General features: G+C 34.5%; 10 protein-coding genes. 5 read left to right on the top strand and 5 right to left on the bottom strand.

Translation table 11 applies throughout. From position 1 onward, the window contains the following. Positions 1 to 8: 8 nt before the first annotated feature. Positions 9 to 2,114 (top strand): TonB-dependent receptor, encoded by a 2,106-nt coding sequence (locus ACP6L2_RS04155; RefSeq protein WP_440508038.1) that lies wholly within the window; start codon positions 9 to 11, stop codon positions 2,112 to 2,114. Between the two features lie 62 nt (positions 2,115 to 2,176). On the opposite strand, the gene ACP6L2_RS04150 is transcribed toward ACP6L2_RS04155, so the two are convergent. Next, positions 2,177 to 2,911 carry an SIMPL domain-containing protein gene (locus ACP6L2_RS04150; RefSeq protein ID WP_440508037.1) on the bottom strand — a complete coding sequence of 245 codons (735 nt, stop codon included), beginning with the start codon at positions 2,909 to 2,911 and terminating at the stop codon, positions 2,177 to 2,179. A gap of 99 nt (positions 2,912 to 3,010) precedes the next feature. On the opposite strand from ACP6L2_RS04150, the gene ACP6L2_RS04145 reads away from it, so the two are divergent. From ACP6L2_RS04145 to ACP6L2_RS04130, 4 genes are all read left to right on the top strand, one after another. Beyond that, complete coding sequence (locus ACP6L2_RS04145; protein WP_440508036.1) at positions 3,011 to 5,869, top strand: prolyl oligopeptidase family serine peptidase; 2,859 nt, start codon at positions 3,011 to 3,013, stop codon at positions 5,867 to 5,869. A 352-nt stretch (positions 5,870 to 6,221) separates the two neighbouring features. Continuing rightward, complete coding sequence (locus ACP6L2_RS04140) at positions 6,222 to 8,411, top strand: glutamine synthetase III family protein (RefSeq protein WP_440508035.1); 2,190 nt, start codon at positions 6,222 to 6,224, stop codon at positions 8,409 to 8,411. Between the two features lie 189 nt (positions 8,412 to 8,600). Continuing rightward, the gene (locus tag ACP6L2_RS04135) at positions 8,601 to 9,437 is read left to right on the top strand and encodes an MBL fold metallo-hydrolase (protein ID WP_440508034.1); all 837 of its coding nucleotides are present in this window, start codon (positions 8,601 to 8,603) and stop codon (positions 9,435 to 9,437) included. An 11-nt stretch (positions 9,438 to 9,448) separates the two neighbouring features. Beyond that, complete coding sequence (locus ACP6L2_RS04130; RefSeq protein ID WP_440508033.1) at positions 9,449 to 10,426, top strand: helix-turn-helix transcriptional regulator; 978 nt, start codon at positions 9,449 to 9,451, stop codon at positions 10,424 to 10,426. A 92-nt stretch (positions 10,427 to 10,518) separates the two neighbouring features. Here ACP6L2_RS04130 and ACP6L2_RS04125 read toward each other — a convergent pair whose 3' ends face one another. The 4 genes from ACP6L2_RS04125 to ACP6L2_RS04110 form a co-directional block, all read right to left on the bottom strand. After that, on the bottom strand, positions 10,519 to 10,968 hold the full coding sequence (locus ACP6L2_RS04125; RefSeq protein ID WP_440508032.1) for a hypothetical protein: 450 nt from the start codon (positions 10,966 to 10,968) through the stop codon (positions 10,519 to 10,521). 122 nt (positions 10,969 to 11,090) lie between these two features. Then, entirely contained in the window at positions 11,091 to 11,753 is a 663-nt protein-coding gene (locus ACP6L2_RS04120; protein WP_440508031.1) for a glycoside hydrolase family 16 protein, read from the bottom strand. A 383-nt stretch (positions 11,754 to 12,136) separates the two neighbouring features. Beyond that, positions 12,137 to 13,726 carry a Na+/H+ antiporter gene (locus ACP6L2_RS04115; RefSeq protein WP_440508030.1) on the bottom strand — a complete coding sequence of 530 codons (1,590 nt, stop codon included), beginning with the start codon at positions 13,724 to 13,726 and terminating at the stop codon, positions 12,137 to 12,139. A 120-nt stretch (positions 13,727 to 13,846) separates the two neighbouring features. Then, positions 13,847 to 15,055: an exo-beta-N-acetylmuramidase NamZ family protein gene (locus ACP6L2_RS04110; protein ID WP_440508029.1), complete on the bottom strand. Its 1,209-nt coding sequence runs from the start codon at positions 15,053 to 15,055 to the stop codon at positions 13,847 to 13,849. Positions 15,056 to 15,175: the final 120 nt, after the last annotated feature.

Genomic DNA, 15,175 nt, shown 5'->3' with positions numbered 1-15,175 from the left:
TTATAATCATGCAAATGAAATTTTCTATTAATAGAACTTATTACTTTACTGCCCTATTTATTTTATTTGGAAACACATTATTAGCTCAGTCTGAGAAATCAACAGATCAAGACAGTAGCATAAATGCCATTTCACCAATTGATGTAAAGATTTATTTCAATGCTCAGCCTGCAAAAAATCTGACCAATAGTAGTCGTGTTTTAACGAAACGTTTGTTAGATGCACAAAGCACTTCTACAATAATATCAGCAATAAATGCTACTCCAGGTGTCCGAATGGAAGAACGCTCGCCAGGAAGCTACAGATTGGCTATGCGCGGAAGTATGATTCGTTCTCCCTTTGGAGTTCGAAATACAAAAGTCTATTTGGATGAAATACCCATGACCGATGCTAGTGGAAATACTTATTTAAATTTGTTAGATCCAATAGGTATACAACAGATCCAAATTATGAAAGGTCCTGATGGATCATTATTTGGAGCAAATTCTTCAGGTGTAATTCGAATATTACCTAACGGATTTCATCAACCTAGCAACGAGAAATCTCTATTGGTTCAGGCTGGCTCTTATGGTCTTTTTCATGAACAATTAACGGTTCAACATCAAGTAAACGAAGCATATAATTTTTCTTTTGACCAAGCATTCCTTCGCTCTGATGGATACCGTGTGCAAAGTGGATTAAATAAGAAGTTTTTTCAAACAGCTCATCAATGGGCATATAATAATTCTGGAAATCTTAAACTTTTTGCCCTATATAGTGATATAGGTTATGAAACCCCTGGTGGATTAACCCAAGCTCAATATCATGAAGATCCAAGCCAAGCTAGACCTGCAGGAGGTCCTTTCCCAAGTGCTAAGGATCAAAAAGCTGCCATCTATAATAAGACTTTTATAGCCGGATTAACGCATGAATATAATTTTGATTTTGGTATAAAGCATGTGATAAGTGTATTTGGCACCAATACGGACTTTAAAAATCCTTTTGTGACCAATTATGAGAAACGGAAAGAGAAAAACATTGGATTAAGAACCTTTCTCTCCTATGAGCAGGCTGACCATGAAGCTCTAAATTGGGAGATGCAATTGGGAACTGAAATTCAGAAAGGTTTTTATGGAATTAAAAATCATAAAAACAACCTAGGCGTAATGGGTGAACTCACCGATCATGATTCTTTAACTGCCAATCAAGCTAATATATTTTATCGTGCAAAAGCTTCCTTATATAACAAGGTTTTTGTTGAAGCTTCCATTGGCTTGAATTTGAACAGGTATTATTTTAAACGTTTTTATCCTGAACTAAACCCAGCAGAAGGAAACATTCGCTTCAAAAACACATGGATGCCAAGGATTGGATTATCTTATCAAGCATGGAATAACCTGGCGTTTAGAGCCTCTATTTCTAAAGGTTACTCCCCACCTACTATTGCAGAAGTTCGTTCATCCGATAACAGTATTAATGAGAATTTAAACCCAGAAACAGGTACTAATTATGAATTAGGGCTTCATATAGAATCAACGGATAGAAGGGTTATAGCTGATTTTTCAGCTTATCATTACTCATTGACAAATGGTATTATACGACACCTGAATGAAGCGGGGCAAGAATATTTTGTTAATGCTGGCAAAATAAAACAACAAGGTATTGAAGCTAGCATTTTGACACAACTCATCAAACCAAATCAAGCGTCGTTTTTACAAGGATTAATTTTCTCTTCTAACTTAACTTATCAAAAGTATCGTTTTGAGGATTATAAAATCGCTGATGAAAATTATGCAGGGAATAAAGTAACATCCATTCCTGAATGGATTTGGGTGAATACATTAGCATTCCAATTTGCGCAAGGAATTCAATTTAATGTATTTCACAATTATACTGGTAAAATACCTTTAACCGATGCTAACAGTTTTTATGCGAAGTCATATCAATTATTACAAGCTAAGTTAACTTGGAATAAGACATTTGTTGACAAATACAACTATAGTGTTTTCGTTGGGTCGGATAATATCTTAAATCAAAAATATTCCTTAGGAAATGACATTAATGCTATAGGCAATAGATTTTTCAATGCCTCAGCACCTCGTAATTTTTATTTGGGTATGAAGGTTAGTATTTAAAATACATTGTTTATTTAGGTCATACAATCGGAGTAATTGCAAAACAAGTTGTTTATTTAAATCTAATTAGATAAATAACTTGTTTTGACTGTAATATTAGCAGTTTTACTTCTGGATGTTGTATTAAATGCACCTCCGTAGGAGTACTCCTCATTATCATTTTGCCCTGTTATTTGAAAGATTCCTAAATCTGCCTTTACCAGATCACCTAATGATGAACCAGCTTCTTTTGCAATGTTCTCTGCTCTAGATCTTGCGTTTTGGGAAGCTTGAGAAATCAGTTTTAATTTGAGATCTTCTAATCCTGAGAAATAATAGCTAGGCTGATTAGAACTCAATTCAATTCCTTGAGAAATTAAAGCTGAGATCTCACGAGAAGCATTATCTACTTTATTTATTTCTTTGGATTCAACACTAACGTTTTGTGATAAACTATATCCTGAGAAAGTACTGTAACTATTCCCATTTTGGTCGGTCTGCGTATTAAACTCTCTATTTATATTTACTGCATTAAACAATATTTCAGATTCTTTGATTCCTTGTTTTACAAGAAAATCTCGAACTAGATTTCGGTCATTTTTCAATTGCTCGGAGGCTTCACTTAATATCATTGATTTTCTACTGTAGGAAGCAGACCATTTTACAATATCTGATTCAAAATCAGTTTTAGCATTTCCAGTCACATTGATTGTATTTGAATTTTTGTATTTATACTTATATGCATTCGCAAATACAACCGCAAAAATTATTAAAGCTAGACCTGAAATTATACTTATAATTACCCCTGTTGATTTCATAGTGCGTGATTTTGGATATTTATAATAAAAATGTTATAGTTTGTTTAAGCCTAAGTTAAGATTATTTTACCTAATATTGAACCTCCAAACACATAATTTATGAAACGAAGTTCTAGCATTTTATTAATTAGTTTTTTTGCATTAAATGCAGCATTTGCACAGAAAAAACCAATTGACCATTCTGTCTATGATCAATGGAAATCCATAAGTAGAGCAGAAATTAGTAAATCTGGCAACTTATTGTACTATACCATTAATCCTCAAGAAGGAGATGCATTAGCTATGGTTAAAAACAATAAGGATCAGGTATTGTTTCAAATTCCTCGTGCTACTGATATTAAGTTATCTGAGAATGAAAACTTCATAATCACAACTGTAAAACCCCTTTTCCAGGATGTTAGACAGGCAAGGATTAAAAAGAAAAGACCAGATGAAATGCCTAAGGATTCCTTATTTGTCGTTGATATATTAAAAAATAACATCAAAAAGTATCCGGCTTTAAAGTCTTCCCAAACTGCTAGAAAGGTTAATAATTATGTTGCCTTTGTTTCTGAGATTATAGTCCCAAATGCTAAGGACAAAAAAGAAGCAGCGGATAGCACAAAAACAACAGACAAGAATGAGAAGGCAGAAACCGATAGTATCAAAGTTAGAAGACCAGTAGCTAGAAAAGAAAGACCGACACCTGTTCTACATATTTTGAATCTGCAAACTGGTGATACGGTTCAAATTCATAAAACAGACAATTATTTTTGGAGCGATAATGAAGCCTATTTATTATACACTAGAAAAGGTGCAGCAAAAGACACCGTAAATGAAGCTGGATTATACATTTATGATGTTGCAAAAAAGACGCATAAGAAAATCAGTAATGGAAAAGGCACTTATAAGTCTTTTCGTTTTGATGATCAAGTAAATCAACTCAGTTTCTTAGCGGATAAATCGCCAGAAAAATCCTTATTGAAAGAATATAAATTATACTATTATACAGCAAAACAAGATACAGCGTATATAATTGCGGATAAGAATAGTACAGGAATGCCTAAAGACTGGTATGTATCAGGCGACGGAGGTACATCTTTTAGTAAAAGTGGAAAACGACTATTCTTTGGTTTAGCACCTATACCACGCGTAAGAGACACAACTTTGGTCGACTTTGAAACAGCCAAATTAGATATTTGGCACTGGCAGGATGATTATTTGCAACCAATGCAATTATCAAACCTTAGAAGAGACATGTCAAGAAGTTATACGGCAATGTTAAATTTAGATGGTAATCGTGCTGTTAAACCTTTATCAGATGAAACTTATAATCGTATTAATCTAACTTCAGACGGTGATTCTGAATGGGCATTAGCTACAAGTGACAATCAATATAGAATAGCTTCTCAATGGGATGGCGGCATGAAATCAGATGTATATGTGGTTTCTACTATCACAGGTGAACAACAGTTAGTAGCTGAGGCTCTATCTGGGATGGCCTTGTTGTCACCAAATGGACAATATGTTTTGTACTTTAATAGAGATGAAGCGTCTTGGAATAGCTATAACATTAAAACCAAAGAATCTAAAAAATTGAATGAAGGTATTGAAGTTAGTTTTGTGGATGAGGAAAATGACGTTCCAGCACTTCCAGGTCCATATGGGATAGCGGGATGGTCGAGAGATGGAAATACAGTGTACTTAAATGACCGTTTTGATGTATGGAAGGTGAGTTTGAATGGCAAAGAAAAGAAAATGATCACTTTGGGTAAAGGTAGAGAGCAATTAATTAGCTATCGCAATCTTAATGTTTCCAGAGAAGAAGATCCTAGAGATCGTAATACTTATATTGATGAAAAAAAACCAATCTATTTAGCTGGATTTAATAGAACAACTAAAGAAAATGGTTTTTATAAATTGGGTAAAAGAAATATAGATGTTCTTTGGTCTGGTCCATTTACTTATAGAATGGTAAATGCAGATGAGAAATTAGATCAAATTATTTATACCAAAGAAGATTATCAAAGTTCACCTGATTTATACTTACGTAGTAACTTAACCAAAGAAACTCGACTAAGTAACATCAATCCGCAACAAGCAAATTATAATTGGGGAACAGCCGAATTAGTAAAATGGACTACTCCAAAAGGTCATCAAGCCGAAGGAATCTTATATAAACCTGAAAACTTTGATCCAAATAAGAAATATCCAATTATTGCATACTTTTATGAATTATTGAGTGATGGTCTTTATACCTATCAGGCCCCTGCCCCTACTCCATCAAGATTAAATATTCCATATTTTGTAAGTAATGAATATTTAGTGTTTGCTCCGGATATCCGTTATGAGACTGGATATCCTGGACGTTCAGCTGAAGAGTACATCAATTCAGGCATGCAGTATCTTGCACGCAATAATAATTGGGTAGATTCTACTAAAATGGGTATACAAGGTCAAAGTTGGGGTGGTTATCAAGTTGCCCATCTCATTACAAGAACAAACATGTATGCTGCAGCTTGGGCTGGTGCTCCAGTTGTCAATATGACATCAGCATATGGTGGTATCCGTTGGGGAACTGGAATGTCTAGACAGTTCCAGTATGAAAATACCCAAAGTAGAATTGGTAAACCTTTATGGGAGGCATTAGACCTATATATAGAGAATTCACCTTTATTCTTTATGGATCGCGTAAATACGCCAGTAGCTATTATGAGTAATGACAATGATGGTGCTGTGCCATGGTATCAAGGAATTGAATTCTTTACGGCATTGAGACGTTTAAATAAACCAGTTTGGTTATTGAACTACAATGGTGATGACCATAATTTAATTCAAAGACAGAATAGAAAAGATATTCAGATTCGTGAAGCACAATTTTTTGATCATTTCTTAAAAGGCACTCCTGCTGCTAATTGGATCAAAAAAGGTGTCAAAGCGACAGAGAAAGGTATTGACTGGGGATTAGAAGTCAACTAAAAACCTATTTATCAAAATTTCAAAGGCGGACTATTGTATAGTTCGCCTTTTTATATTTATAAAGATTTCTTTAGTCTTATTTCCATAGCAAACCGTGTGTTTCCATATTATTTAACAATAAATAATATGAAACACCCATAAATTTTTATATTCAAATCAATTTTTGCCCATAAAAATTGATTTTTATATTTAAAAACAGTAGAAAAATAAATTTTTAATGAGTGAAATGTTAAAATTTTATATTTTTTCATCAAAAATTAGTTTGAAATAATTTTTTTACAGTATTTTTGAATCAGTTTTTAAACAAAACGGAAAAATAGAGTTTAATTTTGCATTAACTTCAACAACCAATATGTCAAACTCCAGATTTGCAGCCGTAGAAGCAGCAACCAAACACCACTTCAATGTAACTAATGCAGTGAAATCAGAAAGGGCCATTGAGATTTATGGCAAAAATGTTTTTACACCATCCAAAATGAGGTATTATTTACCGAAGCCTACTTTTAAAGAATTAGAAAGCGCCATTGATGGTGGCAATAAAATCAGCAGAGAAATGGCTGACTTCATTGCTCAAGCCATGAAAGCATGGGCTATTGAAAATGGAGTGACTCATTACACACACTGGTTCCAACCATTAACTGGATCAACAGCAGAGAAGCACGATGCTTTCTTTGAGCCAGATATGGATGGTAGTGCAATTGAAAAATTTAATGCAGATGCTCTTGTTCAGCAAGAACCTGATGCATCATCATTTCCTAATGGTGGAATTCGTAATACGTTTGAAGCTCGAGGTTATACTGCTTGGGATCCTTCTTCCCCAGCTTTTATTTTTGAAACTGCAGCTGGTAAAACACTATGTATTCCTACTGTTTTTGTTTCTTATACTGGAGAATCATTAGATTATAAAGCTCCATTATTAAAAGCAATCGCAACAATTGACAAAGCAGCTACTGAGGTTGCTCAATATTTTGATAAAGCGGTTACAAAGGTATCTGGGTCCTTAGGGATTGAACAAGAATACTTTTTAGTGGACTTATCTTTATACAATGCACGTCCAGATTTACAATTGACTGGTCGTACTTTATTTGGGCATATGTCTGCTAAAGGACAACAATTGGAAGATCATTATTTTGGTGCTATTCCAGAGCGTGTATTAGCATACATGGTTGATCTAGAAAATGAAGCATTAAAACTGGGTATCCCATTAAAAACTCGTCATAATGAGGTTGCTCCTTCTCAATTTGAGTGTGCACCGATGTTTGAGGAAATTAACCTTGCCATCGATCACAACCAATTATTGATGAATGTGATGGAGCAGGTTGCTATAAAACATAATTTCAAGGTATTATTACACGAGAAGCCATATTCTGGTGTAAATGGATCTGGAAAACATAATAACTGGTCGCTAATTACCAATACAGGTGTTAATTTGCTTTCTCCAGGCAAGACTCCAAAAAACAATTTGATGTTCTTAACTTTCTTTGTAAATACAATTAAAGCTGTATTTGAGCATGCAGATTTATTAAGAGCTTCTATTGCTAGTCACTCAAATGATCACCGTCTAGGAGCTAACGAAGCACCTCCTGCTATTATTTCAATTTTCTTAGGTTCTCAATTGGATGAAATCTTGGAAGAAGTTGAATCTGCAAGAGTAGCTAAGAAAGTAAAAGCTGATGCTAACTTATGGCATGGTATTCCTAAGATTCCAGATTTGAAATTAGATAATACGGACCGTAATAGAACTTCACCTTTTGCCTTTACTGGTAATAAGTTTGAATTCCGTGCTGTTGGTTCATCTGCGAACTCAGCACTACCAATGACGATCTTGAATGCGATTGTTGCCAATCAATTAATCGAATTTAAAATTGAGGTTGATAAACAAATCAAAAAAGGAATTAAAAAAGACTTAGCAATATTAAACGTAGTTCGTAAATACATTAAGGACTCTAAAGCAATCCGATTTGAAGGTAATGGTTATAGTGAAGAGTGGGAAAAAGAAGCAGCTGTAAGAGGATTATCTAACATAAAATCTACTCCAAAAGCTTTGGATGTTTATGTAACTGAAGAATCGCTTACCTTATTTGAAAACTTAGGGATTTTTAATAGACGTGAATCAGAAGCTAGACATGAGATTCTTTTAGAAAACTTCTTTAAGAAATTACAGATTGAAGCTCGTGTTATCGGAGATGTAGTTACCAGCCAAATAGCTCCTGCATGTATTATTTACCAAAATGAATTAATTCAAAATGTTAAAGGATTAAAGGAAATTGGTTTAGGTAAAGAATCTTATAGCTCACAATTGAATTATATTGAGCGGATTTCTAAGCATATTAATTTGATCCTTGAGAAAGCTGAAGAGATGCGTCAAGCACGTAAAAAAGCAAATAGTGTGGAGGATATGCGTGAGCGAGCAATCATGTATGACGAGATTGTTAAACCTTTCTTTGACGAAATTAGATACCACGTTAATAAATTGGAGAAAATTGTCGATGATTCGAAATGGCCATTGCCGAAATTACGCGAATTATTGTTCATTCATTAATAAGAGTAATAACTCAATAAATAAAGAATCCCTTAGGCCTACTAAGGGATTCTTTATTTAACATCAATTCCATCTAAAACGAAACAAAAACTGATTGAAGAGATTGTTTTAATCGATAAATATTTGCCACTCCAAACATAAAACCTCAAATTTATAGAACTATAATTTAATGCCGCAAATATAAAAAGCATGAAACTACACAGTATTGATACCGGATTTTTCAAATTAGATGGTGGAGCCATGTTTGGTGTTGTTCCAAAATCAATTTGGCAAAAAACCAATCCTGCAGATGATAAAAATTTATGTACTTGGGCAACTAGATTGCTGTTAATCGAGGATTCTAATCGATTAACACTTGTTGATACAGCTTTAGGAGATAAACAAGATGATAAATTTTTCAGTCATTATTTCCTACATGGTGATGATAATTTAGATAAATCATTAAATAAACTTGGCTTCCATAGAGATGATATTACTGATGTAATCTTAACCCATTTACATTTTGATCATTGTGGAGGAGCAATTATACGCGAAGGCGACAAACTTAGTCCGGCATTTAAAAATGCACGTTTCTGGTCTAATGAGAAACATTGGGACTGGGCTACCAATCCAAACCCAAGAGAGAAAGCATCCTTTTTAAAAGAAAACATCCTTCCAATTCAAGAAAGTGGACAATTAAACTTCATAGCTGAAGAAAATCCAGTATTTGATAAACATATAAAGATGCGTTTTGCAAATGGTCATACCGAATCCATGATGTTGCCTCAAATAACTTACAAAGACAAAACCATCCTTTATATGGCTGACCTCTTACCTTCAGTTGGACATATCCCTATTGCATATGTCATGAGCTATGATGTTAGGCCTTTAGTAACGATGCAGGAACGTCAGGATTATTGGAAAGAGATTGTAGATGGAAAGTATATATTATTCTTAGAACACGACCCGGTATATGAATGTTGCACATTACAATACACCGAAAAAGGAATTCGACTTAAAGACACATTCAAACTTGCCGATATTTAATCACATTAATTATGTCTGTTGATATAAAGAAAAGATTTGATCGCATAGTTGATATACTTATTCAATTACAATCCAAAAAGATTGTCAAAGCACAAGATTTAGCAGATCGTTTTGAAGTAAGTCTTCGTACCATTTACCGTGATATTAAAAGCTTAGAACAAGCTGGTGTTCCATTGATTGGAGAGGCTGGGAATGGTTATTCAATTATGGATGGTTATAAACTCCCTCCTGTCAGTTTTACGCGAGACGAGGCTTTATCTTTTGTGGCATTAGAAAAACTTGCTGAAAAATACTTGGATAAAGAAAGCAACAAACAGATTCATTCAGCTATGCTGAAGATTAAAGCTATTTTAAAAAGCAATGATCAGGATATGGTACATAGTATGCAAGATCAAATAATAATGAGAAAACAGAACTCTCCATTATTTCTTGATCAAGCTCCTGAGGTTTTGAGCCATGCTTTAAATGCGATTGCTCATCAAAAACAAATGGAGATAACTTATCAAGGCATACATGATGATATTGCTCAAAACAGAATAGTTGAACCTATTGGGATTGTTCATGAGATAGGCTACTGGTATATCGTTGCTTATTGTCTTAAGCGAAGCGATTTTAGACAATTTCGCAGTGATCGGGTCATTCACGCTCAATTATTAGATTCCTCATTCTTAAACGTACATCCAAGCATTGATGATTATATAAAACAACATCCACCGATAGAGTATCCGAAAACTAAGGTTAGTATTGCTGTCACTAGAGATTTTGCTCCTTACATCCGTTGGCAGAGAAATCACTATGGATTTATTATGGAAGAAATTATCAATGATAGAGTGATCATGCATTTTGAATCCAGAGATGTTCATCATGAATTCCCTAGATGGTTATTGATGTTTGCAGATCATATCGAAGTTATTGAGCCTGTTCATATGCGCCAGACATTGCAGAACCTCCTATCTGCAATGAGCAAAAACATGTCAGTAAATTTATAGGGATTACTTTTCATTAAAAAATAAAGGCTGTCAGAAAATCCAACAGCCTTCAAAATTATCTGATAAATAGATAATTAGATATAATAGATTGGTTAAATCCGATAACTATCACGCATAATAAAATATAGTTTTTCTGCTTTATTTAATTTTTGAAGATTTAATGGACTAAACAAAACTACACGACCATTAAAATCAAAACTTTCACCATCATAAGAAACTTTCCAATTTTCTGCAGTATAAGGGTTAGCACAAACAGCACCTTCTAATACAACCATATATTCCCTTCTTTTTTTCAAAAGATCACAATTAAAAACAATAATGTTTTCTTGGTGTTTCTGAAGAATCTTGAACAAATGTTTAGGGCTCTTTACTTCATCAATTTGTATGGCCACTTGATGTTCCTCTAACAAACTCTTGCAAATAGCTTCTTGTTGTTCTTCAGTTAATTCTACTTGTAGAAATGCCCTATTACTCAATTGAACATTACGCAGTGCTTGGCTAATAAAAAAAGATTTCGGTTGACTCGCTTCTAAAGTATTCATGGCTGAAGATTCCTAAAACGAAGGCAAGTTAGGCAGAGTATAGTGCAATACTTTACGGGAATCCGTAAGTTTATCTAAATAACAGTAATTTATTTAATTTTTTAGGGAATAAAATAACCTGATTAGGTTTGTTTTTCGAATTTCACACTGTCGATTACAATTTCTTGTTCTTCTAAGTCTGAAGGTATTTGTCCTTTATATAGCCAAAGATTTAACCTTAGTCGTTCTTTATGTGCAGATGGCACATCTGGCCCCGAATAACTCCATTGTGCTAACTCCTGCTTATTTGCTGTGTTCTTACCACTGAAAAAATGTATTGCATTACTCTTCCAATCGAATGAATGAATGGTAGGTCCAGCATTCTCAGGTAAATCGAAACGGTTAATATTCCCTGGCTTTGAAGATGGTTGAACTGCATATTGTCCGATCATGTTCTCTTCTAAAGACCATTTCGAAAATTCTATATCTATTTCTTGCGAATCATCGTAATAAGTAAATAAACCTGCCACAACATTCTTGTCTAACTTCGTAACATCGGAATTAACATAGAATGTATATTTTCCATGACCAAAACTCTTCTTGGAATATACACCTGCACAATACCACTCACCTTCGCGGTGTATAATTTTTAAATGCAATTTACCATTATTATCAACCCAGACATTCTCCTCGGAATCTGAAAACAAATTAGGACCAGGACCCTTTTTTATTGTTGGATTTGTCCTTACAATCCAATCTAATCCCGAGAATTTAATTACTCGATCTTTAGGTGCTTGGGTTGACATATTAACAGGTATTGTACCACAATTCAATAATAGTATGAAAGTGAAAGCGTAAAAAATTTTATATATTTTGAGCCTAGCCATTATATTTTAGATTATTTTTTAATTCGACTCCACCTAAATCTGATATAAAGATTATTTTACTAAACACTAATATGGAAAAATCGCTACTAACCTTCAACAATTCTTAAATTTCTCCAATCATCCAAAAAGTACGTACGAAACCAAAGGTAAAAATTAATTCTATTACAAGTGCTGCGGATCCCTTTTGGTTTACTTCTTCATTTATTAACTTTTATATACGGTACCAATTCCCACAATAATATTGTAGGTTATTGTAGTTAAAAGGCAAAAATCATTGTACGCAAATTGACTAGGTCTTGCACCTAAACCACTGTCATCCTCTCCTCTTCCAAATCTACCTGATACATTTGCTGCCTAATAAGTTCTTCGCTGTAATAGGAATCCTTATTTAATTCAGCTAGAAACTCTCTTTGTACTTGAAAGATCTCCTTAAGCAAACCCCTACTCGTATCATCTAACCAATTCGAATCCTGAAGATTTGCCTGTTCCTCCCAATGCTTAAGAATTCTTTCTGCTCCAAAATGACCTTCTGGCGAAGAAGTAATTCTAACCTTTAAAAACTCATAAACATGATTTTTTAGGGCTGCTTTCATAATCTTTCTCGCTTCTTCATCCTTGGCTTCCTCATCTTCCTGCCCTTGTGCCAATTTGAACTTACTTATAAAATAAGGCAAGGTTAATCCTTGAATCAGAAGAGTGAGCAAAATAACAATGAAAGTGATAAACAAGATCATATTACGATAAGGAAAGGCTTCCCCTGAAGGAAGTGTTAAAGGAATAGCCAATGCTGCAGCGAGTGACACTACCCCACGCATGCCCGTCCAGCCTAATAGAATCGGGATGAACCATCGTCTTCTACTGAATTGATTTTGATGTGCCACCTGAGGTCTAAAAATAATGGTTGCCAACATAGCTACATAAGCACTAATAATACGAGCCAAGATCAATACGCCTGTTACCACTACCCCATAAAAAATTGCTGTATTAAGTGAAATCCCTTTCGAACGTATCCCAACCACGATTTCCGGAAGATCCAATCCTATAATTAAGAACACAATACCGTTCAGTAAAAACACGAAACTTTCCCAGACATTGGTACTGGCAATTCTACTGCTGCCGGATAAGTAGGTTAATCGCCTGGAAGACATAAACAAGCCTCCACTTACTACTGCCAATACACCTGAACATTGAATTTGCTCGGCAATCCAATACATGAAAAATGGTTCAATTAGTGTTAAGGCAATATCCGATGGAGTATCCGTTGAAAGATGTCGATGAATCAAAATAAAGATATAGCCGACTAAAATACCTACAGCAACCCCACCAAGTAACATCCAAAGGAATTGTAAACCAGCTTCCTGCCAAATAAACTGTCCGGTACCAACTGCTACTAAAGCAAAACGAAAAATAATCAGAGAAGAGGCATCGTTCAACAGGCTTTCCCCTTCCAAGATAGCAGTAGTTGACCTCGGGATTTTGACAAATTTAGTGATGGCACCTGTACTTACAGCATCAGGAGGAGAAACAATACCACCTAGGACAAAACCTAAGGCTATACTGAAACCTGGTATCAGCTGATTGGAAACAAGAGCGACCAATAAGGCTGTAAAGAAGACTACCAGAAAAGCAAAACTGCCAATGATTCTCCACCACTTTTTCATCTCTTTGAAAGACACCGTCCAAGCTGCCTCAAATAACAAGGGCGGTAATATTAAAAAGAAGATGATATCTGGATCTATTTGTAAAACAGGTAATCCCGGAATAAAGCTGATTAATAATCCTGCTAATACTAATAATATAGGATATGCAATTCTTAGTTTTTTGGCCCAAATGGTTAATAAAACGATCAATAAGATCAAGACCAAAATAATTGGCAACAAGTGATGCAGCATACGTGTGTGATTTTTCTAAGAATAAATTTAGAGAAATACCTAATCTCTTTAATATATTCTTAGAAAAAAGTAGCTAATTCATGCTCGCAGGGTATTCCAACAACAAAAAATGCTGAATATCTATTTATAGAGCAGGTATTTTTTACGCATGTTTTTATACTTGGTTAAGCCCGGTTCCCAAGTTTTACGAATCTGCTCTTCGGTCATCCCTTTCTTAATTTGCTCTTTGAATTCCGAAACGCCAACCAAGAAATCAATGTTTCCAATTTGTCGATGCGAACTTCGATCAAAAAACTTAGCCTTATTGGGATGTTTAGCATATAATTCAATCATCCATTGCAAATTGATCTTTTTAGATTTCACAAGCTTAATAAGATCAGTTTTCATTAAATCTAATCCATAACAAACCTGATCTTGATATAGCGGATCTTCTGCTCTTCCAGGCATCGATACAGGTGTGAAACTAAAACTGTAGATACCTTTGTACATAGGACCTCCGACGCGTGTAAATGGATAATTGGTTCCTCGACCATGGTTTAAAGATACTCCCTCAAACAAACAAGTACTTGGATACAATAAGATACTTTCAGGAGTATTCAGATTTGGGGATGGATTTACAGGTAGCTTGTACAACATATCATGCTTATAATTAGCGTTTTTAACCACACTAAGCTTACATTTTAAATTATCTTCTAACCAACCTTCTCCATTCACCATTTGTGCGAACTCTGCAACCGTTAAACCATGTACAATAGGGATTGGAAATTGTCCTATCCCTGACTTATTCTTCATGTCTAATATAGGACCATCAATAAAATAGGCATTTGGATTTGGACGATCTAAAATCATCAACTCCTTACCGTACCGAGCAGCTGATTCCATAACATCACGTAAGACATTGATGTTTGTATAAAATCGACAGCCTACATCCTGAATGTCATAAATTAAAATATCCACATCCGCCAAATCTTCCTTTGTTGGCTTTCTCTTGTTTCCATATAAGGAAATAATCTTTACCCCCGTATTTTTATCCTCCTCATCCCCTACGGTCGTACCATTACTCGCATTACCTCGAAACCCATGTTCAGGACCAAAAACCTTCACAACTTGCACGCCTCTTTTAACAAGGCTATCCAATAAATGACATTCGCCAATAATACTTGTTTGGTTAGCGATCAAAGCAACCCTTTTTCCTTTTAGCTTAGGAATATATTTTTCTGTTTGTTCTGCCCCTGTCTTAATTGTAGCGTTGGAATAATAGATTTGGGAAAATAATGCAGATGGAAATAATAGTACAAAAATGAAGAGTAATATGGTTTGATTTTTCATTGTTATGTTTGGTGATTTTAGATTTATAGGTCTAAGTTACTGAAAGCATATGTTTTATCAAAAGCCTCCATCTCTATATCTTATTGTTTTATGATGGAATATAATTATAAATCCAATTGC

The organism is Sphingobacterium lactis (assembly GCF_051951495.1).
GTDB classification, from domain to species: domain Bacteria; phylum Bacteroidota; class Bacteroidia; order Sphingobacteriales; family Sphingobacteriaceae; genus Sphingobacterium; species Sphingobacterium lactis_A.
Note: the sequence above shows the minus strand (reverse complement) of the source record. Positions and strands in the feature narration are given on the sequence as shown.

Coding starts and splice junctions, on each gene's coding strand:
- ACP6L2_RS04125 (WP_440508032.1), bottom strand. CDS start 10,968: ATGAATACTTTAGAAGCGAGTCAACCGAAATCTTTTTTTATTAGCCAA.
- ACP6L2_RS04135 (WP_440508034.1), top strand. CDS start 8,601: ATGAAACTACACAGTATTGATACCGGATTTTTCAAATTAGATGGTGGA.
- ACP6L2_RS04115 (WP_440508030.1), bottom strand. CDS start 13,726: ATGCTGCATCACTTGTTGCCAATTATTTTGGTCTTGATCTTATTGATC.
- ACP6L2_RS04140 (WP_440508035.1), top strand. CDS start 6,222: ATGTCAAACTCCAGATTTGCAGCCGTAGAAGCAGCAACCAAACACCAC.
- ACP6L2_RS04150 (WP_440508037.1), bottom strand. CDS start 2,911: ATGAAATCAACAGGGGTAATTATAAGTATAATTTCAGGTCTAGCTTTA.
- ACP6L2_RS04110 (WP_440508029.1), bottom strand. CDS start 15,055: ATGAAAAATCAAACCATATTACTCTTCATTTTTGTACTATTATTTCCA.
- ACP6L2_RS04120 (WP_440508031.1), bottom strand. CDS start 11,753: ATGTCAACCCAAGCACCTAAAGATCGAGTAATTAAATTCTCGGGATTA.
- ACP6L2_RS04145 (WP_440508036.1), top strand. CDS start 3,011: ATGAAACGAAGTTCTAGCATTTTATTAATTAGTTTTTTTGCATTAAAT.
- ACP6L2_RS04155 (WP_440508038.1), top strand. CDS start 9: ATGCAAATGAAATTTTCTATTAATAGAACTTATTACTTTACTGCCCTA.
- ACP6L2_RS04130 (WP_440508033.1), top strand. CDS start 9,449: ATGTCTGTTGATATAAAGAAAAGATTTGATCGCATAGTTGATATACTT.